Annotated in this window: 23 protein-coding genes; 12 read left to right on the top strand and 11 right to left on the bottom strand. The window is 72.5% G+C overall.

Annotated features, from left to right (window positions below; translation table 11 throughout):
* Positions 1–140 precede the first annotated feature (140 nt).
* Positions 141–779, bottom strand: a complete 639-nt coding sequence (locus tag KGA66_RS13145) for a MarR family winged helix-turn-helix transcriptional regulator (RefSeq protein WP_211468215.1) — start codon at positions 777–779, stop codon at positions 141–143.
* Positions 780–849: 70 nt separating this feature from the next.
* Here KGA66_RS13145 and KGA66_RS13140 point away from each other — a divergent pair, with 70 nt between their 5' ends.
* Positions 850–1,419 carry a VOC family protein gene (locus KGA66_RS13140; RefSeq protein ID WP_211468213.1) on the top strand — a complete coding sequence of 190 codons (570 nt, stop codon included), beginning with the start codon at positions 850–852 and terminating at the stop codon, positions 1,417–1,419.
* Positions 1,420–1,469: 50 nt separating this feature from the next.
* On the opposite strand, the gene mscL is transcribed toward KGA66_RS13140, so the two are convergent.
* From mscL to KGA66_RS13110, 6 genes are all read right to left on the bottom strand, one after another.
* A complete protein-coding gene (gene mscL, locus KGA66_RS13135; RefSeq protein ID WP_211468211.1) occupies positions 1,470–1,976 on the bottom strand; it encodes a large conductance mechanosensitive channel protein MscL in 507 nt (168 codons plus the stop codon).
* Positions 1,977–2,213: 237 nt separating this feature from the next.
* A complete protein-coding gene (locus KGA66_RS13130; protein ID WP_211468209.1) occupies positions 2,214–3,203 on the bottom strand; it encodes a MerR family transcriptional regulator in 990 nt (329 codons plus the stop codon).
* A gap of 98 nt (positions 3,204–3,301) precedes the next feature.
* The gene (locus KGA66_RS13125) at positions 3,302–4,210 is read right to left on the bottom strand and encodes an NADP-dependent oxidoreductase (RefSeq protein WP_246507686.1); all 909 of its coding nucleotides are present in this window, start codon (positions 4,208–4,210) and stop codon (positions 3,302–3,304) included.
* A gap of 490 nt (positions 4,211–4,700) precedes the next feature.
* On the bottom strand, positions 4,701–7,583 hold the full coding sequence (locus KGA66_RS13120; RefSeq protein ID WP_211468205.1) for a helix-turn-helix transcriptional regulator: 2,883 nt from the start codon (positions 7,581–7,583) through the stop codon (positions 4,701–4,703).
* A gap of 435 nt (positions 7,584–8,018) precedes the next feature.
* The gene (locus KGA66_RS13115) at positions 8,019–8,795 is read right to left on the bottom strand and encodes an SAM-dependent methyltransferase (RefSeq protein WP_211468203.1); all 777 of its coding nucleotides are present in this window, start codon (positions 8,793–8,795) and stop codon (positions 8,019–8,021) included.
* Positions 8,796–9,014: 219 nt separating this feature from the next.
* The gene (locus tag KGA66_RS13110; RefSeq protein WP_211468201.1) at positions 9,015–9,584 is read right to left on the bottom strand and encodes an ATP-binding protein; all 570 of its coding nucleotides are present in this window, start codon (positions 9,582–9,584) and stop codon (positions 9,015–9,017) included.
* A 317-nt stretch (positions 9,585–9,901) separates the two neighbouring features.
* Here KGA66_RS13110 and KGA66_RS13105 point away from each other — a divergent pair, with 317 nt between their 5' ends.
* The 3 genes from KGA66_RS13105 to KGA66_RS13095 all read left to right on the top strand — a co-directional run bounded on the left by KGA66_RS13105 (position 9,902) and on the right by KGA66_RS13095 (position 12,164).
* Positions 9,902–10,771 carry a helix-turn-helix domain-containing protein gene (locus tag KGA66_RS13105; protein WP_211468200.1) on the top strand — a complete coding sequence of 290 codons (870 nt, stop codon included), beginning with the start codon at positions 9,902–9,904 and terminating at the stop codon, positions 10,769–10,771.
* A gap of 109 nt (positions 10,772–10,880) precedes the next feature.
* Entirely contained in the window at positions 10,881–11,675 is a 795-nt protein-coding gene (locus KGA66_RS13100) for an SDR family NAD(P)-dependent oxidoreductase (protein ID WP_211468198.1), read from the top strand.
* A gap of 87 nt (positions 11,676–11,762) precedes the next feature.
* Complete coding sequence (locus KGA66_RS13095; protein ID WP_211468196.1) at positions 11,763–12,164, top strand: YjbQ family protein; 402 nt, start codon at positions 11,763–11,765, stop codon at positions 12,162–12,164.
* 34 nt (positions 12,165–12,198) lie between these two features.
* On the opposite strand, the gene KGA66_RS13090 is transcribed toward KGA66_RS13095, so the two are convergent.
* Together KGA66_RS13090 and KGA66_RS13085 are read right to left on the bottom strand one after the other, a co-directional pair.
* Complete coding sequence (locus KGA66_RS13090) at positions 12,199–12,819, bottom strand: RNA 2'-phosphotransferase (protein WP_211468194.1); 621 nt, start codon at positions 12,817–12,819, stop codon at positions 12,199–12,201.
* A gap of 52 nt (positions 12,820–12,871) precedes the next feature.
* The gene (locus tag KGA66_RS13085; protein WP_211468192.1) at positions 12,872–13,411 is read right to left on the bottom strand and encodes a YbhB/YbcL family Raf kinase inhibitor-like protein; all 540 of its coding nucleotides are present in this window, start codon (positions 13,409–13,411) and stop codon (positions 12,872–12,874) included.
* Between the two features lie 184 nt (positions 13,412–13,595).
* Here KGA66_RS13085 and KGA66_RS13080 point away from each other — a divergent pair, with 184 nt between their 5' ends.
* Together KGA66_RS13080 and KGA66_RS13075 are read left to right on the top strand one after the other, a co-directional pair.
* On the top strand, positions 13,596–14,276 hold the full coding sequence (locus tag KGA66_RS13080) for a GTP cyclohydrolase II (RefSeq protein ID WP_211468190.1): 681 nt from the start codon (positions 13,596–13,598) through the stop codon (positions 14,274–14,276).
* Between the two features lie 152 nt (positions 14,277–14,428).
* Positions 14,429–15,187 (top strand): dioxygenase family protein, encoded by a 759-nt coding sequence (locus tag KGA66_RS13075; protein ID WP_211468268.1) that lies wholly within the window; start codon positions 14,429–14,431, stop codon positions 15,185–15,187.
* 34 nt (positions 15,188–15,221) lie between these two features.
* Here KGA66_RS13075 and KGA66_RS13070 read toward each other — a convergent pair whose 3' ends face one another.
* Both KGA66_RS13070 and KGA66_RS13065 read right to left on the bottom strand, forming a co-directional pair.
* On the bottom strand, positions 15,222–15,701 hold the full coding sequence (locus KGA66_RS13070; RefSeq protein WP_211468188.1) for a YbaK/EbsC family protein: 480 nt from the start codon (positions 15,699–15,701) through the stop codon (positions 15,222–15,224).
* An 80-nt stretch (positions 15,702–15,781) separates the two neighbouring features.
* Positions 15,782–16,198 carry a DUF3151 domain-containing protein gene (locus tag KGA66_RS13065; protein ID WP_211468186.1) on the bottom strand — a complete coding sequence of 139 codons (417 nt, stop codon included), beginning with the start codon at positions 16,196–16,198 and terminating at the stop codon, positions 15,782–15,784.
* 89 nt (positions 16,199–16,287) lie between these two features.
* Between KGA66_RS13065 and KGA66_RS13060 the strand changes: the two genes are divergently transcribed.
* The 6 genes from KGA66_RS13060 to KGA66_RS13035 all read left to right on the top strand — a co-directional run.
* On the top strand, positions 16,288–16,719 hold the full coding sequence (locus tag KGA66_RS13060) for a hypothetical protein (protein ID WP_211468184.1): 432 nt from the start codon (positions 16,288–16,290) through the stop codon (positions 16,717–16,719).
* A 115-nt stretch (positions 16,720–16,834) separates the two neighbouring features.
* Entirely contained in the window at positions 16,835–17,125 is a 291-nt protein-coding gene (locus KGA66_RS13055; protein WP_211468182.1) for a hypothetical protein, read from the top strand.
* A 54-nt stretch (positions 17,126–17,179) separates the two neighbouring features.
* A complete protein-coding gene (locus KGA66_RS13050; protein ID WP_211468181.1) occupies positions 17,180–18,412 on the top strand; it encodes a GDSL-type esterase/lipase family protein in 1,233 nt (410 codons plus the stop codon).
* A gap of 59 nt (positions 18,413–18,471) precedes the next feature.
* A complete protein-coding gene (locus tag KGA66_RS13045; RefSeq protein WP_211468179.1) occupies positions 18,472–18,687 on the top strand; it encodes a hypothetical protein in 216 nt (71 codons plus the stop codon).
* Between the two features lie 83 nt (positions 18,688–18,770).
* The gene (locus KGA66_RS13040; RefSeq protein ID WP_211468177.1) at positions 18,771–19,256 is read left to right on the top strand and encodes an MFS transporter; all 486 of its coding nucleotides are present in this window, start codon (positions 18,771–18,773) and stop codon (positions 19,254–19,256) included.
* A 304-nt stretch (positions 19,257–19,560) separates the two neighbouring features.
* Positions 19,561–20,604: MMPL family transporter (locus KGA66_RS13035; protein ID WP_211468175.1), on the top strand; the 1,044-nt coding region annotated here is incomplete at its 3' end.

Raw genomic sequence — 20,604 nt, 5'->3', positions numbered from 1 at the left:
CCTTATATACAGCGAACGTGCGGTACACCGTCACGTGCGCGACGCCGAACTCCTTGCCTGGCAACGGTGGAATCGAGCCCGCCCGCGACATGACGGCATGTCAACCCGGCGATCGAAGCCTGTCAGCAGGCTGGTAACAGCTACCGGTCTCCGGTCTCGTAGTCCCGATCGTCGGCGTTCGCTGCGTCGGCGTTCGCTGCGTCGGCGTTCGCCGCGTCGGCGTTCGCTGCGTCATCGGCGTGCGCTGTGTCGGCGTTCGCCGCGTGCTCGGGACGCGGCCAGTGCGGGGAGCCGCCGCGGCGGGAGACCAACGTCTCGCTGATCTCGCGCAGCTGGCGCACCTGCTGCTCGGTGAGCTGATCGAAGAGGCTGTTGCGCACGGCCTCCACATGCCCGGGCGCGGCCGCCTTGAGCACCTCGTATCCGGCTTCGGTGAGCACGGCGTAGACGACCCTGCGGTCCCCGGTGCACCTCTCCCGGCGCACCCAACCCTCCGCGACCAAGCGGTTGACCGCGTGGGTCAGCCTGCTCTGGGAGGCATGGTTGAGCGAGGCCAGATCACTCATCCGCATGCGCCGGCCAGGCGAGTCGGACAGCGCGGCGAGCACCATGTAGTACGCGTGGGACATGCCGGCGTCGCGCTGGAGTTGGCGGTCCAAGTCCTCGTCCAGCAGGTTGATGGCGGCCAGCAGCGCGAGCCAGGTGCGCTGCTCCTCGGCGGTGAGCCAGCGCGGATCGGGTGGTGCGCACGTCTCGGGCGTCCACGTTGCCCCGGTCATACACGCAATCCTAACCGGGCGTCGGCGGTAGATTCGCGGATAAGCAGCCTGAACCGCTAAGGAGCGCGAGATGGCACGGGAAGACGCGGGCGACAACGGCACGGACGACGGCAAGAAGGGAGCCCGTGCGGCGGCTGACGCGGCTGACGCAACGACGATCGACTACGGGCGGATCGAGGCGGAACGCACCCGGATCCGGGCGGCGTATCTTCACGAGCAGCGCCCGGAGAGCAGCGCGCGCGGCGTACACCATGTCGCGCTGCTGTGTTCCGACGTGGAGCGCACCGTGCGGTTCTACCAGGGGGTGCTGGAGTTCCCCCTCACGGCGCTGTTCGAGAACCGCGACTACCGCGGCTCGAACCACTTCTTCTTCGACCTCGGCAACGGCAACCTGCTCGGCTTCTTCGACCTGCCCGGTCTCGATCTGGGCCCTTACGCGGAGGTGCTCGGCGGCCTGCACCACCTGGCGATCTCGGTCACGCCGCAGCGCTGGGAGCGGCTGCGCGGCAGGCTGGCCGAGGCCGGGGTGCCGTGCCGGCTGGAAAGCGGCGTCTCGCTGTACTTCCGCGACCCGGACGGCGCGCGCCTGGAACTGCTGTCCGACCCGCTCGGCGAGATGTACGGCACCCGGGTGCTGTGACGGCGCGGCACCACGCCACGCCGCAGGGCGCGTCGGCACCGCGCGCGCCACTACTCCGCCTTCGCCGCGCCCTTGAGCGACAGGGCCGCCGACCCGGTCAGTTCGATCTGCCCGGGCGCGGCCTCGATCAGCTTGTCGCTGTACTCGTCCAGGATCGGCTCGACCACGGCGGTGCACGCGCTGCACCGGCGGGCGATCGCCGGGATCTGGGTCAGGCACTCGGGGCAGGCGCGCTTGGCCCTGGCCAGGTCGTGGTGCGGATTGAGCTCCTCGCTGATCTTGTTCACCGGCAGCACCACGAGGAAGTAGATCGCGGCGGCGGTCAGCGTGAAGGCGATCACCGCGTTGATGAACGAGCCGTAGCCGAACGTGCTCTTGCCCAGGTGGAAAGCCATCTTGCTGTAGTCGCCGACGTTGCTGGTCGCCCAGTCCACCAGCGGGGTGAGGAAGGCGGAGACGAAGGCCGAGACCACCGTGCTGAACGCCGCGCCGATCACGACGCCCACGGCCAGCCCGACCACGTTGCCGCGGATCACGAATTTGAAGAAGCCGTTCATCAGTGCACGTCCACCCCTGGTTCCGCGGCCGCGCGACCGTCCGCCGCGGCGCATCCGTCTGCCGTCATCGGGCGCGCACCCGTCACGGGTTCCGCACGATGCAGAGGGCAGATTCGCCTATCGCGCCGCGGCTTGTCCAGTCCTACGCATAACGATGCGGGAACACGGGAACGGACAGCCCCCTTCGATCGCCGCGCCCCTGCCGCCGCGGACCGCCGGTATCCTCTCAGCGCGGCATCAGAGGACTGCTCGCAGAGCCTTGACCAGCCATTCCATGGACTCGAACGAGGGAGCCCCCTGCGACGCGTGGCCGGTCCGGCCGGCCACGATCGCGACCAGCTCCCAGAAGCGGTTGACCCGCCGGTCGAGGAACACCTCCAGGCTCTCCAGAAGCGCGGCGCGGGCCTCCGGCCCGTCGGACACTGCGGACGCCTCGGCCCACCGCGCCACCATCGCGCCGACCCGCTCACGCCCCTGCGCCGAGAGCGGATCGACACCGTCGCCGTATGCTGCGATCGCCTCGGCCACCAGCACCCCGCCGAACGCGGCCTGGTCGCGCTGCCACTGCTCGTCCGACATCCGGGCGCGCTTCGCGGCGCCGTGTTCGGCCATCCGCCGGCAGCTGGCGACGAAGTCCTCGTCCTGGATCAGCGAGACCAGCTCGACCCAGGCCTCGACCTGCCGCGCGCTGGGTTCCTCGGGCAGGTCGGGGAAAGCGCAGCGCATCATCTGCTCGAAGTCGCCGCGTCCCGACTCGCGCTCGTCAAGGCCGCCGAAGACCTTCTCCAGGTAAGCGTCGAGAATGCGCCGGCGTTCGGCGGCGTCGAGCTTGGCCAAACGATGCATCAGTTCCATCCCCGTCCAATCGGATCCGCGGACCGCCACCGCGCGCAGCACGGCCTGGCGCAGCCGCAGCACCCTGACCGTCGCCTCCAGGGCCTGCGCGTGGGCGCGGGCCACCTCGGCGACGCTGACCTCACGGGCGAGCACCTTGGCGATCGTCGGCAGGTCGATGTCCAGGTCGCGCAGCGTGCGCACCAGTTCGAGCCGGGCCGCCGCCTCCGGCGCGTAGAGCCGGTAGCCGGACGCGCTGCGCCCGGCCGTCTCGACGAGCGCGGCGCCGCCGACACGGGTGTCCGAGTAGAACCGGATGGTGCGCACCGGCACCCCGGTCAGCTCGGACAGTTCCCCGATCGTCAGCAGCCGCCGCGCGGCGCGGTCCTCCATGGGCTCCACGCTTCCGGTTCCAGTTACTGGAGACTCAAGCCGGTGACCGCCGAACGCGGTGTGACCGTGGTCACAGCCCGGTGCGCGACAGGCGCGGATCAGGGCATGAGGACGATCTTGCCGCGCACGTGACGGCCCTCGCTCTCCCGGTGCGCGTCGGCGGCGCGCTCAAGCGGGAACTGCTTCCACACGAAGACGCGCAACTCGCCCGCGGCGGCCAGGGCGACGAGTTCGGCCAGGCGCGAGCCGGAGCGCCGCGTCCCGAGAGCCTTGACGGCGAGGCGCGCGGCGGCGCCCTGGTCGACGATCGTGCCGACCCGGTCCCGGTCGCCGACCAGGTCCAGCGAGACCTCGAGCGCGTCGCCGCCGGCCGCGTCGAGCGCCGCGTCCACGCCCTCGGGAGCCGCGGCGCGCACCCGGTCCGCAAGGCCGGGACCATAGGTGACCGGGACGACACCGAGTCCGCGCAGGAACTCGTGGTTGGCCTCGCTCGCCGTCCCGATCACCTTGACGCCCCGCGCGACGGCGATCTGAACGGCCATCAGGCCGACACCGCCGGCCGCCGCGTTGACCAGGATCGTCTCGCCCGGCTTGACGGCCAGGTCCTCGAGGACCGTCGAGGCCGTCTGTCCCGACGCCGCCAGCGCCCCGGCCTCGCTCCAGGTCAGCGCCGCCGGCTTGGGCGCGAGCAGCTTGACGGAGGCGACGACCGTGTCCGCGTACGCGCCGTTCGCCGGGCCGAGCACCTCGTCGCCGACGGCGAAACCGGTCACCTCCGGGCCGAGCGCGTCGACGACCCCGGCGGCCTCGTTGCCGAGCCGTCCGGGGAAGGTCACCGGCGCCCAGCTCTTCCAGGCGCCGCTGCGCAGCTTGCTGTCGGCGGGCTGGACCCCGGCGGCTCGCACCCGGATGCGCACCTGCCCGGGGCCCGGTACCGGATCGGGCAGATCTACCAGGCGCAGGACCTGCGGTCCGCCGTACTCGTCGAAGACGATCGCTCGTGTCATGGTTGACATTCTCCCCGTTCTGCGCGGCGCACACCCCGGCACTCGCCGGACGCCGGCCCGGCGTCAAGGCGCGGACGGTGCCGCGCGCTGTACTCAAGCCGAGGCCGCAGCGGCCCCCGGAACACATCCGGGGGCCGCGTGGCGGCATGTGCCGCGACCGACGACAGCTATCGGTGTTTTTGTTCAGCGGGCGCATGCCATGGGGGTGAGACCTGGAGACCTGGCGCTCTCGGCCCCGGCGGGGTTCCCGCGGTCGCGACCGCCCGGCCGGCGGGCCCAGAACACGGCTCTCACGCTATTCGAAGCAGAGTGCTGCCATAAGCGGGAAAACCCTTGTCTTCCCCCGCAGTCGGCGGAAATCCCGAAACTTGGTGGTAATCTGCGCAACCGGCGCCGTTCGGCAGAGGAAGGCGCCCGGGCGCGGCAGGACCACTTGGGCCCGACCCGAGAGGCAGAAGACGTATTCGGCCGCGCGCCCGGACGGATCCGCTCAGCTCGCGCGCAGTCGCGCCGACGGCGCGGGGGCCGCGTCGGCGAGCATGCGCGCCAACTGGGTGCGTGAACGCACGCCGAGTTTGCGGTAACTGCGCGAGAGTGTGGCTTCGACCGTCTTGACGCTCACGAACAGCGCCGCGGCGATCTCCCGGTTCGTGGCCCCGGCCGCGGCCAGTTCGGCGCAGCGCCGCTCCGCGCCGGTCAGCGCCGCGTTGTCGGCTCCGCCGACTGCCTGCGCGACGGGATCGCCGAGCCGTCCGCGCTCGCGTTCGACCTTCTTCGCCCACAGCGTCGCACCCGCGGCCTCGGCCAGGCGCTGCGCCTCGGCCAGCGCGTCGCGCGCCGCGCCCGGGTGCCGGCGGCGCCGCTCGACCTGTGCGAGGGCCAGCAGCGTGCGCACCCGCTCCAGCGGCAGATCGCCCTGCTGCTCGGCGACCGCGCGCAGCCGCGCCGCGGCCTCGGCCAGGTTGCCGAGCGCGGCGAGCCGCAGCGCGTCAGAGCGCTCCAGCGCGGTCAGCACCCCGCGCCGGCCCAACTGCCGCGCCTGCCGGGAGACCACCGCGACCAGGTCGGCGGCCTGCGCCGTCTCCCCCACCGCGACCAGCGCCTCGGCCAGGTCGGCATGCCAGTTCCCGGAGGCCGGGTCGCTGATGCCGATGCGCCGCTCGATCTGCTCGGCCTCGCGCAACGGTTCGAGCGCGCGGGCCGGCTCGTCGGCCAGCAGGTGGACGCGGCCCAGGACCGCGAGGTTGCGCACCAGGCCGTGCTGGTCGCCGTCGGCGCGCGAGGCGGCGATGCCGGCCTCGGCATAGGAGAGCGCGCGTTCCAGCGTCCCGCCGGCGGTCTCGGCCAGCGCGGCCGCGAACAGCACCGGGCCGCAGCTGTCACTCAAGTCCTCCAGCAGCCGCAGCGCCCGCTGCGCGCTCTGGGTCGCGTCGCGGCAGGCCCCGGCCCGCACGCGGATGTCGGTCTGGGTGATCAGGATCGTGCACAGGTCCTCGACGCCGATCGCGTCGCCGGCGCGGTCCAGCAGCGCGACGACCTTGCGCTCGGCGTTCTCGAGCCGGTCGGCCTGCATGTCGTAGAGCGCCTCGCGGCGCACCGGCTCCCACAGGCCGGCCGGTCCCCCGGCGGCTGCCGGGTTGCGCGCGGCGAGCTCGAATGCCTGCCGCAGCGCGGCGCGCCCGGCCGGGTCGCCGGTCAGTCCGTGGCTGTGCGCGAGGGTGGTCAGCGCGGAGATCTCGGTGGCCGGGTCTCCGGCGCGCCGGGCCAGCTCAGCGGCCTCCCGGGCGAAGGCGGCGGCCGCCGTGACGTGTCCGACCACCAGTTCGACACGCGCCGACCAGCAGCGCAGCTTCGCCTCAAGCCCCGGGTCGCCGGCCACCTCGGACAGGCCCTGCGCGATGATCGGCGTGACCCCGCCGAGCGAGTTGCCCGCGCAGCGCAACAGCAGGATGCGCGCCTCGGTGCGGTGCGCCGGTGACGCGCTGTGGCCCAGGACCTGCTCGGCAAGGCGGCGGGCCTCGCCGCGCAGCGCCGCGTCGCAGGCGTACTCGGCCGCGGCCAGCAGCCGCTCGGTGCGCAGGGTGCCCTCGTCGCAGGGGGTGCGCTGCGCGGCGAGGGCGGCCAGTTCCGCGGCGGTCGCGGGGGCGCCGCGGCGGCGGGCCGAGGCCGCGGCCTCGGCCAGGGTGGCGGCCACCTGCTCGTTCTCGGCGGGGTGGGCCAGCGCCAGGTGGCGGGCGCGTTCGACCGGCTCGACCACTGCCGCCGCCAGGTCCGCGTGCGCGGCGCGGCGGGCCTTGGAGGACGCGTCGGCGTAGACCGCGGCGCGCACCAGCGGGTGCTCGAACTGGATCAGGCCGTCCGCGCAGACCCGGATCACCCCGAGGCGCTCGGCCACGGCCAGGTGGTGCGCGAAGTCGGCCTCGCCGTCGACCTTGCCCAGCAGGGTGAGCGTCGGCCGGTCGGCGGTGCTGGCCAGCAGCAGCACGGAGCGGGTCGGGTCGGGCAGCTCGCGCAGCCTGCGCAGCAGCACCGCGCGCAGCCGCGACGGTATCGGCAGCAGTTCGCCGGGCGCCAGGGCGCACTGGTCCGGGGGCAGCGCGCGAGCCAGTTCGAGCGCGTAGAACGGGTTTCCCCCGGCGGCGCGGTGGATCTGGCGCACGGTGGCCGGGGGCAGCTTCGTGCCCGTGTAACGGTCCAGCACCGCCGCCAGATCGGCCAGCGCGAGCGGAGCGACGGCGAACTCGGCGATATCCGGCGGTACCAGATCGGTGTATGCCGGCGACCCGCCTTCCGGAGCGCGTTCGGCCGCCAGGACCCGCACCGGGAGATCGGCCATCCGCCGGGCCACGAATCCGAGCACCTGCGCGGTCGGCCGGTCGACCCACTGCAAGTCGTCGATGACCAGCCACACCGGCGCGCGCGCGGACAGTTCCCGCAACAGGTGCAGGACGGCGAGTTGCACCTTGAGCCGGTCCTGATCGCTGTGCGGCACGGTGCCGCGCAGCAGCGCCGCCCGCAGCGCGGTGCCCATGCCGCCGGGCAGCCGGGCGATGGTCTCGTCCGGGATCGGGCCGAGCAGATCGATCAGGCAGACGAACGGCAGCCGCAGCTCCGCCTCCGCGGGCGTGCAGCGCAGCACCCTGACTCCGGCGCCGGCGGCCTCGGCGGCGAGCGCGGTCAGCACCCTGGACTTGCCGATCCCGGCCGGTCCGTACAGCAGCGCCCCAGGCCCCTGCCTCAGCCGCTCGCGGGCCTGGCGCAACAGTTCGTCGCGGCCGAGCGGCGGGTCGGCGATCTGCTGGGGAGAGGGTGCGAGCAACGGACCCCGCCCGTGGGCGACCCTGATCGCGACGGGTCGGACGAGGGTGGACACGGTCGAACCTCCTCGAAGGACGGCGCGGTGCGGACCCGCCCTGCGACGGCATCGCATCGCCGTTGAACGAGGTCGCGCAGCCCGGGGATTCCTACTGCGCACACGCAGCGAGACCGTGCAACTACCGTATAAAGCACTGCCGGGACTATATACCTGAGATGGGGGAATCGGCAATGGTAGGCATAGTAGATGCCTTATATACAGCGTGCGTGTCCTGCCGGCGACGGCATCAGGCCGCTACCGCCACCCGGCGCGCCGAAGCACCCTGCGGGCCCGGATCCCGGTGCGCCGAGCCGGGCCGCCTGGTCGCCACGGCGCCCGGATCGTCCGGTTTTCGCCGACCGTACCCTTGGCCCGCTCAGATCTCGGCCAGGTCGCCGATCCGCCGATCCGCCGCGAAACCGGGCTGTCCGCGAAACCGGGCCGGACGCCTTGTCACGGCTTGCGGGCGACCACACCGTAGATGTTGAGGCGTTGCTGCGGCAGCGGCCTGGTTCCGTCCGGCCGCCAGTCGGCCACGTCGACCAGGCCCGGTTCGAGCGGTTCGAAGCCGTCGAGCAGCACGGCGATCTGGGCGCCGCTGCGCGGGACGAACGGCGCGGTGGCGTCCCGGTAGACCCGCGAGTTGTTCAGCACCTTGATGTTGAAGTCGTAGGTCGCGTGCGACAGGACCAGGTGGCTGCCGGGCGCCATCGCGTCGCGGAAGGCGGCCAGGATCGCGGCCGGCTCGTCGCTGTCCGGGATGAAGTGCAGGATCGCCGCGAGCAGCAGCACCACCGGCCGGCCGAAATCGATCACCTCGCGCAGCTGCGGGTCCGTCAGGATGCTTCGCGGATCGCGCAGATCCCCGGCCAGCACGGTGGTGTGCTCGGGCCTGCGGCGGGCCAGCAGCGCGCGGCTGTGCGCCAGCACCACCGGATCGTTGTCGACGCACACGACGTGCGCGTCGGGGGCGACCGCGTGCGCGGCCTCGTCGCTGTTGCCCATGGTGGGGAAACCGGTGCCGATGTCGAGGAACTGGCGGGCGCCGCCCGCGGCGAGGATCCGCACGGCGCGGCCGACGAAGGCGCGGTTCTCCCGGCACGCCTGCGTCACCTCCGGGGCGTTCGCGGCGACCCGCTCGGCGACCAGCCGGTCGGCGGCGAAGTGGTCCTTCCCGCCGAGCCAGTAGTCGTACACGCGCGCGGGGTGCGCCTTACCGGTGTCCACCATGTTCCGCGACCGCGATGCGCTGCCGACTGTCAAGCTCCGCCCCTCCCCTGGGATTGTGTTACCGCGTCCACCGCCGGCAACAGCTACTGTGCCGCCGGCGTGGCGCAACAAGACGCTGTGCGCGCAGCGAGCGGGCGGCACGAAACGCCGCGCGGGGCAGCCGTTTCGCGACCGGGCGCGAGTCAGGACTTCGCGCGCCGCCCGGGAGGCGCCAGTCTGTCAGACTTCGATGACGAAGGCCACCACCTTGCCGCCGTCCGGGTGCTGGCGCACCCGCCATTGCGCGGTCAGCGCGTCGACCAGCGACAGGCCGCGGTGGTGCTCGTCGTCGTCGCCGGCCTGGCAGACCACCGGCAGGTCGCGGGCGGCGTCGCTGACCTCGCATTCGATCCGGCCGGGCGCGATCGCGACCGCGACGGTGACCGGGCCCACCCCGTGCAGCACCGCGTTCGTGACCAGCTCGCTGAACGCCACCGCGGCGCAGTAGCACGCCTCCTCATCCAGCCCGCGATCCGCGATCCACGCCTCCAGCCAGATGCGGGCCATCCTGGCGTGCACGGGCTGCGCGGGGAACTGCCAGCGGGCCGAGGCCGCCGGCGCGAGGGCGGCGAAGGCACACCACGGCGCGGACAGCGCGGCGGAATCCGGCGACTCGCTCTCCTCGCGCGACTCGGCGCCACGCGATCGCCCGCCCTCGTCCGGCGCCACCGCGGGCGGCTGCGGTGGCTCCTGCCCGGGCAGTTCCGGAATCCACGGGTGGTGCCCTGTTTCCGCCGCTGCCGATTTCATCGGGCTGCCACCTTAAGGTCCCGTTCATCGTGTTCTGACGCCCCGCGTGCCCCACCTTGCGAGGCGCGCACGGCTTACAGGCAGATGCTACGAATCGTTTGCGCTCGCGTGGATGCAATTTGCACTGCTGCAACTCTTTCAGGTGAATACGCGGCGGTCGGCTCGCCCGGCGGCTCCTGACCCGTCAGGATCGGCGCCGTGAAAAGCAGCGCCGTGAGAAACAGCGCACTGAAAAACAGCGCCCTGAAACCGTCGCGGCCGCGCGCTGCCGGACGGCGCCCGTCTCGGCCGCCGCGCTCCGGCCCGGGGCCGCGCCGATGACGCCGGACCGGTATCCGACCGCGCGCCGCAAGCGCCTGGCCGGGGAGCTCAAGCGGCTGCGGATCGCGGCGGGCCTGACCGGGGAGCAGGTGGCCGAGCAGCTCGCGCCGCTGGGACGCTGGTCGGCCTCGAAGGTCTCCAGGATCGAGACCGGGCGGGTCGCCGCGCACCACGGCGATGTGGCGGACCTGCTCGACCTCTACGGCCTGGGCCCGGGCGTGCTGCGCGAAGAACTGGTGGAGATCGCCCGGGAGGGCGGCAAGCACGGCTGGTGGCAGCCGTACCGGGACGTGCTGCCCGGTCATCTCGCCCCGATCCTGGCCTTCGAGGCGGTCGCGTGCTCGATGCGCTTCATGCACAACCAGCTGGTTCCGTGCCTGTTGCAGACTCCGGACTACGCCAGGGCACTGGTGCGCAGCCACCGGCCGGACGCCGCGGCCGGGCAGGTGGACCGGCTGGTGGAACTCCGTCTGGACCGGCAGAGGCTGCTGGAACGCACGGATCCCCCGCAGCTGTGGGTGGTTCTGGACGAGGCCGCGTTGCGCCGCCCGGTGGGCGGCTCACGGGTGATGCGCGGACAGCTCGACCGGCTGCTTGAGCGCGCCGAAGGTCCGGACACCGTCGTGCAGGTGATCCCGTTCGCGGTGGGTGAACACACGGCGCTCGACATGCCGTTCACGATCCTGTCCTTTTCGGGGAGCGATCCGGACGTCGTCTACCTGGAGCAGCCCACGACGGCCTGCTACGTGGACGACGAGCGTGACGTGACGAGCTATCACACGTTCTTCGACCGCCTCCGGTCCTGCGCGCTCGATCCGCGCCGCTCGCTGGCGCTCATCCATCAGGCGAGCAGGGACCTGATTTGACGCCGCCGGGCCCGGGCCCCGGGGCCCGCGACAAGGCCGTGCGGGCGCCGGCGCGGCGGGCGCGGACCGGGCCTCGCGCCGGTCCTGCGGCGCGTGCGAAGCTGTCGCCATGACGACGGCATTGATCACCGGCGGCACGGCAGGCATCGGGCGGGCCTTCGCCGCGCGGTTCGCGGGCTCCGGCTACGGACTGGTGCTGGCCGCGCGTGACGCGGCGCGCCTGGACGCGGCGGCCGAGCAGCTACGCGCACTGGGCGCCGCGCGCGTCGAGACGATCGCCGCGGATCTCTCGACGACGCAGGGCCGGGCCCTCGTGGAGGCGCGGCTGCGGGCGCCTTCGGGCGCGCAGGGCCCCGGCGAGGAGGAACCCGCGCCGATCGACATCCTGGTCAACAACGCCGGTTTCGGTCTCGGCCACGGGTTCCTCGCCGGCAGCGCCGATGAAGAGGAACTGCTGCTGGACGTGCTCGTCCGCGCGCCGATGCGCCTGACGCACGCGGCGCTGCCCGGCATGGTCGAGCGGGGTCGCGGCGCAGTGATCAACGTCTCCTCCGTCGCGGCGTTCGCGCCCCGCGGCACGTACAGCGCCGCGAAGGCGTGGGTCGTCACGTTCAGCGAGAGCGTCGCCGCCGAGTTGCGCGGCACCGGCGTGCGGTGCATGGCGTTGTGCCCGGGATTCACGCACACCGAGTTCCATGAGCGCGCGCAGATCGAGACCGGCGACATCCCCGGCTGGATGTGGCTGGATGCCGACGAGGTGGTGCAGGCGGCGCTTCGCGACCTGCGCCGGGGCCTGCGCGTGAGCGTCCCGGGAACGCAGTACAAGGTGCTCACCGCGGCCACGCGCTACGTGCCGCGCGCCATCACGACGCGCGTCAGCCGCGGCATGTCGAAACGCTGGTAGAAGAGGAAGCCGGCGCCCGCGGATATACGCGCACGCGCGCTCTATCTGTACGTTACGTTCCAATCACGCTTAAGGCGGTGGGTTCGGGTGGAAAGCGGCATCGTCAGAATCGAGACCGGCAGCCGCCTGGTCACGGACGTGACCGGTCGCGTCGTCGACGCGTGCCGCGGTCGCGGCGACGGGCTGGTCAACCTGTTCGTGCCGCACGCGACCTGCGGTCTGGCGCTGATGGAGACCGGTTCCGGCAGCGAGGACGACCTCGCGGGCATCCTCGACGACCTGCTGCCGCCGGTGGACCGCTACCGGCACCGGCACGGTTCGACCGGGCACGGCCGCGACCACGTGCTGCCCGCGTTCATCAGCCCGTCGCTCTCGCTTCCCGTCCTCGGCGGCGAACCGCAGCTCGGCACCTGGCAGAGCGTGGTCATCGTGGATTCGAACACTGACAACCGGACGCGCACGCTGCGCATCTCCTTCCTCGCGGGCTGACGCGGGAAGCGCACGGTCGCGGCCGCGCGGTCCGTCAGTCCGACGACGCCGGCTCGCTGTGATGCCGCTCGGCGTGTTCCGGTTCGCTCAGGTAACGGGGCGGTACCGCGGCCGTGAGCCAGACGCCGTTGCCCGTGACGCGGAAGGTGTGCCCTTGCGCCACCATCGCGGCCGCATCGACGGCCAGCACGATCGCTCTGCCGTGCCGGGCTCCGACGTTACGCGCGGTCGTCGCGTCAGCAGACAGATGGACGTCGTGCCGGTTCATCGGAAGCAGCCCGCCGCTGCGGATCCCGGGCAGGAACCGCGTCGCGGTGCCGTGGAAGAGCACCGCGGGCGGTTCAGCGTCGGCGTATCCGAGATCGACGGCGATCGAATGGCCCTGCCGGGCCCGGATCCGGGCGCCGCTCTCGTCGAACTCGAAGCGGCGCTTGTCGTTCCCGGCCACGACCGCCTCCAGCGCCTCCCGGTCGAAGCGCACGCCGCGGCCCGCGGACGCCGCGATCAGCTCTTCGACGCTCGCCCAGCCGGCCGCGTCGAGGTTCAGCGCGATGGCCGCCGGGTCGTGGCGCAGGCGCAGCGAAATCCATTTGGAGAGCCGAACGAGTTGTTCGTCGGCTAATCCGTTCAATCCGTTCGATCCGCTCTCATGCATACGGCTGCAACTTCTACGCCACGCCGCGGCCCGGGCGCCAGCGAATATCCGTCTACGCTTCCGGGACCTCGTACTCGGCGATCAGCTGGGCGCGGCCGAGCGTGTGGAAGAACAGATTGAAGCCGACCGCGGCGGGACTGGTGTCGGCGTCGACGCCCAGCGGCTCGTCGAGCGCGTGCACGGTGAAGATGTAGCGGTGGCGCTTGGGCCCGGCGAGCGGCGCGGGCCCGCCGTAGCCACGGGTACCGTAGTCGTTGCGTACGTGGAAGGCGGAGCCCGTCAGCGCATCGTCGCCGGAGCCGGCGCCCCGCGGCAGCTCGGTGGTATCGGCGGGCAGATTCACCACCGCCCAGTGCCAGAAGCCGCTGCCCGTCGGAGCGTCCGGGTCGAGCACGGTGACGACGTAGCCGGCGGTCCCGGCCGGGGCGCCCGACCAGCGCAGGTGAGGCGAGGTGTTGCCGCCGGTGAGCCCGAAGCCGTTGAAGACGTGCAGCTCGGCCAGCATGCCGCCCTCGGCGACATCGTCGCTGGTCAGCTGGAAGGCCGGCTTGTCCGGCAGGAACTGGTACGGGTTGGGGGCGCGCTCGGCCATCGGGTTCGTTCCTCTCTCGGCGGCGTACGGCGGCGCGGGGTCCGCGCGAACACCCGCGCCTTCGGGGGAAACCCTAGTGCCCCGGGGCCCGGCCACGAAGAAACTTGAAAGTTGAAATATATCGGCCCAGGCTGCGGTTACAGCAGCGTGGAACCCGATTCACCTGGGTCAAGGAGCCGCGAGAATGTCCCCAGTCACCCCGGTCGCTGAGCGACACCCGTGCTCTCGGCCGATACCGCGGGCCGTCTCGCCGCTGCCCGACGCCGCCGTCCGCACGCGGGTGCGCGTTCCGCTGCGGTTTCCGGACGGCTGGGAGACCGAGGCCGAGATGTTCACGTTCACCGGTTTGGTCGACGGCGAGGAGCACCTGGTGCTCGGCCTCGGCGACTTCGCGGCCGCCGAGACCCCGCTGGTCCGGCCGCACTCCGAGTGCCTTACCGGCGACGTGTTCGGCTCACGGCGCTGCGACTGCGGTCCGCAGTTGCGTGAAGCCGCCGAGCTGATCACGCGGGCCGGCGGGTACCTGCTGTACCTGCGGCAGGAAGGCCGTGGCATCGGCCTGTACGCGAAGCTGGACGCTTACGCCCTTCAGGACCAGGGGCTCGACACATACGCCGCGAACCGCGCTCTCGGGCATGGTGACGACGAACGCGACTACAGCGCTGCGGCACAGATGCTGCACGCGCTCGGAGCGGACCGCATCCGCCTTCTGAGCAACAACCCGGACAAGGCGCTCCAGCTGGACGCCCTGGGCGTAGACATCGTCGAGCAGTTGCCGACCGGTGTGCACGTGTCCGAGACGAACCTGCGTTATCTGCAGGCGAAGGTCTCACACACGCACCACTCCCTCGACCTGCCCGCGTGACGGAAAGCAAGAGGACGAAAGGGAGCAGCGAGACCGCGATGAACGAGGCGACGATCCCGGCGAGAGCCGCGACAGGAAACACACACACGGAGAAGTCCGCATCGGACACTCGGGCCGAAGCGGTCGACGCCGCGGCCCGCACGCCGGGCAGAATGCCGGCGATCTATCTGAGCCACGGCGCGCCGCCGCTCGCGGACGACGCGACCTGGCCGGGTCAGCTGGCCGACTGGTCGAAGAATCTGCCCCGGCCCGCGTCGGTCCTGATGGTCTCCGCGCACTGGGAGGACGCGCCGCTGGCGCTCGGGGCCACCACGACCGCGCCGCTGGTCTACGACTTCTGGGGTTTCCCGCAGCACTACTACGAGGTGCGTTATCCGGCGCCCGGCGCGCCACGGCTGGCCGAAAGCGTGCGCAAGCTGCTGCGCGGCGCGGGCCAGCCGGTCCAGGACGTCCCGGACCGGGGCCTGGACCACGGCGCGTACGTGCCGCTGGCAGAGATGTACCCGGACGCCGACATCCCCGTGTTGCAGATCTCGCTGCCGACGCTCGACCCGCGCCGGCTGCTGGAGGTCGGGCGCAGGCTGGCGCCGCTGCGCGACGAGGGCGTGCTGATCGTGGGCAGCGGTTTCTTCACGCACAACCTTCGGGCCCTGAGCCTCGGCGGGCAGGTGCCCTCGGTGATGGCGGAGTTCGACGACTGGGGGCGGCGCGCGCTGGCCGCGCAGGACCTCGACGCGCTGCTCGACTTCGAGAACAAGGCACCGGCCGGCCGGCTGGCGCACCCGCGCACCGAGCACTTCGCGCCGCTGTTCGTCACGCTCGGCGCCGCCGAGGAGGAGCTGGCGACGCAGCGCAGCGTGATCGACGGGTTCTGGATGGGCATGGCCAAGCGCTCCGTCCAGGTCGGCTGAGCGCGGCGGCGGCGCCCGGCGAGCAGGCGGCCGGTCAGTTCACCGCGACCGGCTCGGCGCCGGTGGCCGCGAGCAGTTGCGCGTAGGTCGTCGGGAAGACGGTGTGCGGGTGCCCGGCGGCGGCCCAGATCCGCTCGTGCCCGGCCAGCGTCTCGTCGATCAGCGTTCTGATGGGCGCCGGATGCCCGACCGGGGCGACGCCGCCGATCACCTGGCCGGTGTGCTCGCGCACGAAGGCGGCGCTCGCGCGCGCCAGCTTCGGCACACCCAGGTGCGCGGCGAGCTTGCCGGTGTCCACCCGGTGCGCGCCGCTGGTGAGCACGAGCAGCGGCACGCCGCCCATGTCGAAGATCAGGCTGTTGGCGATGGCGGCCACCGGGCAGCCGAGCTGCTCGGCGGCGGCCGCCGCGCTCGGCGCGGTCTCCGGCAGCACACGTACCTGCGGGTCGGCCCCGGCCGCGCGCAGCGCATCCTCGACGGCGCGTACGTTCTGATGACGGGCGATCTCATCCACGTCGCGATCCTAACCGCGCCGCCGCGGACCGCCCGCTGTTTTCCGCCATCCGGAACAGGACCCTGCCCGCGCGCACCGGGTCACAGCCCCAGTTCCCGCGCCGCCGCCGGGTCGCTGTCGCGCAGGAACTGCACGCAGCGCCGCGCTTCGTCCTGTTCGCCGATCTCCTCGGCGGCCCGTGCCAACGCGCCGAGCGCGCGCAGGAACCCGCGGTTGGGCGCGTGCTCCCACGGAATCGGACCGTGCCCCTTCCAACCGCTGCGGCGCAGCGCGTCCAGGCCGCGGTGGTAACCGGTGCGCGCGTACGCGTACGCCTGGACCGGCTCCGCTTGATGCAGTGCCCGCTCCGCGAGGACCGCCCACGCCAGCGACGACGCCGGGTGATCCGCCGCCACCTTCTGCGGATCCGCGTCCCCGGCCAGTGCCGCGCGCGCGGCCGGATCTTCCGGCAGCAGGGTCGGCGGCGGGCCGCCGAGCAGGTTCTCATGAGCCGTCATGCCCGCTTGTTTATCACGTTTCGGTCGCGAGGCGTTCGCTGTGCGCGAGCAGAGCCGCCCAGACCCGGATGCGAGGTCACGATGGACCCATGGGTAGATTCACCGGTCTGGGCTGGTTCGTCGCGATGGGTCTGCTGGCCCTCCTCCTGGCGCCCGTCGTGCTCCTGGCGGGAGAGCCGACGCTTGAACGGCATCGGTACAGCGCGCGCGCGGCGGCGACCCCGTGGGGACGGCGCCACCGCGGTCCGCTGACCGCCGCCCGCTACCGGGTGAATCTGGCGCTCTTTCACTTCGCCCTGCATCCGTTCGTGATCGCGCTCACCGCGCCGGCGCGCTGGGTGCGGACCCGGCTGCACCACCTGCTGCGCAGCCGCAGCGCGCGACGGCGCGACGGCGGCGGCGGGCGGCACGAGCGGCTCTTCCCGGACGACCCCGGCTTCCTCGGCGGGGTCCGCGAGCCGCGCCGGCCCAATCCGGCGCCCCCGGCCGACGCGGTGGCCCTGCGGCCGCCGACGGATTGACCGAGCGTCAGCGATCGCGCACCCTGCGCATCAGGATTCGACCGACACCGCCGGATCCACCTGCCCCACCTGCGATGAGCACGTTTCGATGCGGCTTTCGCGGGCATCCGCGGGCATGGCCGAATACGCTACCCGCCGCAGCTCCGCGGGGCACATCGTGGAGCTAGCCGCCATCGTCATCGCGGCGATCATCGTGCTGCACATCATCTTCGTTCTCGTCGGCGCGAACGGTGGAAACAGCATCGTGAGCACGGACGCGGACTGGGCCAGCACGCTCGCCGCCTGGTTCAGGGACCTGTTCACCCCCTCCAACGCGAAACTCGCCGTGGTCGTGAACTACGGCCTGGCCGCACTGTTCTACCTCGCGGTCGGCCGCATCGTGGCCACTCTCGTCAACCGCGTGTGAAACACGGATCGAATGCCTCTGATCGAGCACAACTGAATCGGTAAAGTCAGCGCCATGACGGAACCGACCGCGACGCACGGCACGCACCGGGCCTGGGCTGTCGAAGTCACCGACTTCGCGGCGGGCCCGGTGCTGCTGCGCGGGGCGCTGGACCTCGAACGCACCGAGTCCGGCTGGCTGCCGCGCCGGCTGCCGAGGTGGACCCGCGCACAGTACCCCGAGCCGGGCGTCGAGGACATGGTCGTGCAGCCCTCCGGGGTGCGCCTGGCCTTCAGCACGGCCGCCGACGCGATCGAACTGGATGTCCTGACCACGCAGGCGGTGTGGCCGGGCGACCCGGTCCCGACCCGCGCGGACGGCTTCGACCTGGTGATCGACTCGGTGGTGCGGCGCGCCGGGGCGAGCGAGGTCACCGGGGCGCTCGAACTGCGCGACGGGACCGGCGCGATCGCCGAACGCCGGCCGGGCCGGGTCGGCACGGTGCGGTTCGACGACCTCGGCGATCAGCCGAAGGAGATCGAGCTGTGGCTGCCGCACCACACCCGGGTCGAGCTGGTGGCGCTGCGGGCGCGCGCCCCGATCCGGCCCGCCGCGGCGGCCGGCCGCAGCCAGTTGCGCTGGGTGCACCACGGCAGCTCGATAAGCCATTGCCACGCGGCGCTGCGCCCGACCGAGACCTGGCCGGCGCTGGCCGCCCGGCGCGCCGGGGTCGAGGTGGTGAACCTCGGTTTCGGCGGCCAGGCGCAGCTCGACCCGTTCACCGCGCGGGCCATCAGGCAACTGCCGGCCGATCTGATCAGCCTGAAGCTGGGCATCAACATCGTCAACGCCGACTCGTTCCGGCTACGTGCGTTCATCCCGGCCGTGCACGGCTTCCTCGACACGGTCCGCGAGGGCCACCCGAAGGCCCCGCTGCTGGTCGTCTCGCCGATCATCTGCCCGCCGGTGGAGGACCGGCCGGGGCCGACGATCGCCGACCCGGGCCGCGCGCAACCGTGGTTCGTCTCCTCGAGCGACCCGTCGCAGACCGCGCTGGGCCGCCTGAGCCTGGGCGTGATCCGCGGGACGCTGGCCCGGATCGTCGCCGAACGCTCGTCGCAGGACCCGAATCTGCACTACCTGGACGGGCGGCTGTTGTTCGGACCCGGCGACGTGGCGGACCTGCCCGACAACCTGCACCCGAACGCGGCCGGATATCGCCGCATGGGGGAACGTTTCGCAGACCTCGTCTTCGGCCCGCAGGGCGCGTTCGGCGGGCACCCGACCCGTCAGGACAGCGCGGCGTAGGCACGGCCGCCCTCTGGGCCCAGGCCGCCTTCGGTCCGCACTCGATCTGGCGGCTGATCGTGCTGCCGGCCGTGCAGCAGGGCCTGTTCGGGGCCAACTCGGCGGCGCGCGGCTCGGCGGTCGCGCGACTCGTGCCGCCGCGGGAGGTTCCGGCGGCCAACTCGCTCGGCGCGACCGTCCTGCTCGCCGGTGCCCTGTTCGGGCCCATGGCCGCGGGCGCGCTGACCCGATCGCGGGCCTGCCGACGCTCTACCTGCTCGACGCGGTCGGGCTGACCGCCACGCTGAGGGCGGTCCACCGGCTGCCCACGCTGCCGCCGCTGCCGGCCGGCGGCCGCCTCTCCCCCGGCCCGGCGGGGATGGTCGCGGCGCGGCGCACCGGCTGGGCGCAGGTGGCCGACGGTTTCCGGTTCGTCGGGGCCAACCGGCTGCTGCCGGGCGGGCTGCTGCCGGGGACCTTCACCCGGGCACGCCGGCACGGCGCGATGACGATCGGCGCGGTGGCCGTCCGGGGCCCGGCGATGCTGGGTCTCGGCCTGCCCGGTTCGATCCTGTGGGCCTGCCTGTCGCTCGCGCTCGGCGGCGCCGCGGACTTCGTCTCGATGGTCTTTCGCGGCTCGATCCTGCAGACCGCGGCACCCGACCAGATGCGCGGGCGCATGCAAGGGGTCTTCACGGTGGTCGTGGCGGGCGGTCCGCGGCCGGCCGATCTGGTGCACGGCCTGGCCTGCGCGGCGCTCGGCGCGCGGACCGCGGTGGCCGCAGGCGGGCTCGCCGTGCTCGCCGGCGTTGTGATTCTCGCCACTGAATCACCCGCATTCCGGCGTTACCGCTTGCTCTCTTAGCGTTATAAAACCACGTCAGATCGTCGCCCCCGCGGTAAAGCGCTGAAACGGCGAGAAGAATATTCCCGGAACCGTCCCGGTATCCGGTTCGTTCTGGCATGGTGAGTCGAGTTGGCCGTTGTGTACCGCTCGAAGCGCATAGCTCCGAGTGATCACGATTTGTCCCGTACCCCTGGGCGCGGGCGAGCCGCGCCGCGCTGCCCGGCGCACGGACCGGCCCACCGCCAACCGCATAGTCCGCTTTCGCACAACAGCACGTTTCCGCACCGCGCGCGACACTCGCTGTTCGACCCCGGGAGACCGAGTGACCGCACTCGCGCGCTGGTGCCACGCGCACCGCCTCGTCGTAGTCCTGCTGTGGATCGCCCTGCTGGTCGGGCTGGGCTCGGCCGTGCTGGCCTCGGGCAGTTCGTATTCGAACTCGTTCTCGCTGAAGAACACCGAGTCGGCGAAGGCCTCCCAGTTGCTGGACACCGCGTTCCCCGGCCACGGCGGCGACTCGGCCACCGTCGTGTGGCACGACTCCGCCGCCCCGGTGCGCGACCCGGCGGTCAAGGCGCGGGTGACCACCGCGCTGGACTCGATCGCCCGGCTGCCCGGTGTGCTGAGCGTTTCAAGTCCTTATGTGGCTGCGGAAACCGGGCAGGTCAGTGCCGACGGGCACACCGCCTACGCATCCGTGCAACTCGTGGACGGCGTGAAGGCGCCCTCGGCGGGCGCGCTGCAGACCCTGGTGCGGACCGCGCAGAACGCCTCGGCGGGCGCCCTGGACGTCGAGGTCGGCGGCTCGGCGGTGCAGCAGCTTGAACAGAACCCGAACACGCACAGCGAACTGGTCGGCATCCTCGCGGCCGCGGTGGTGCTGTTCGCCGCGCTCGGTTCGCTGTTCGCGATGGCGCTGCCGATCCTGACCGGCGTGGCGGGCGTCGGCGGCGGGCTGCTGGCGATCGGCCTGCTGAGCCACACGCTCAACGTGGCGAATTTCGCGCCGACCCTCGGCGCGCTGATCGGCCTGGGCGTCGGGATCGACTACGCGCTCTTCATCGTCAGCCGTTACCGCAGCGCGCTGCGCTCCGGGCTGCCGGTGGGCGAGGCGATCGGCACGGCCGTGAACACCTCCGGCCGCGCCGTGCTGTTCGCCGGCGGCACGGTGTGCATCGCGCTGCTCGGCATGATGGTGCTGGGTCTCGGTTTCCTCAACGGCGTGGCCTTGGCCGCGTCGATCACCGTCGGGTTCACCGTGCTGGCCGCGCTCACGCTGCTGCCCGCGCTGCTGGGCATGCTCGGGCTGCGCGTCTTCAGCCGGCGCGAGCGGCGGCGGCTGGCGCTCGGCGGCGGGGGCGGGCAG

Source organism: Actinocrinis puniceicyclus, from assembly GCF_018283645.1.
Taxonomy (GTDB): domain Bacteria; phylum Actinomycetota; class Actinomycetes; order Streptomycetales; family Catenulisporaceae; genus Actinocrinis; species Actinocrinis puniceicyclus.
This window is presented reverse-complemented; position numbering and strand designations above follow the sequence as displayed.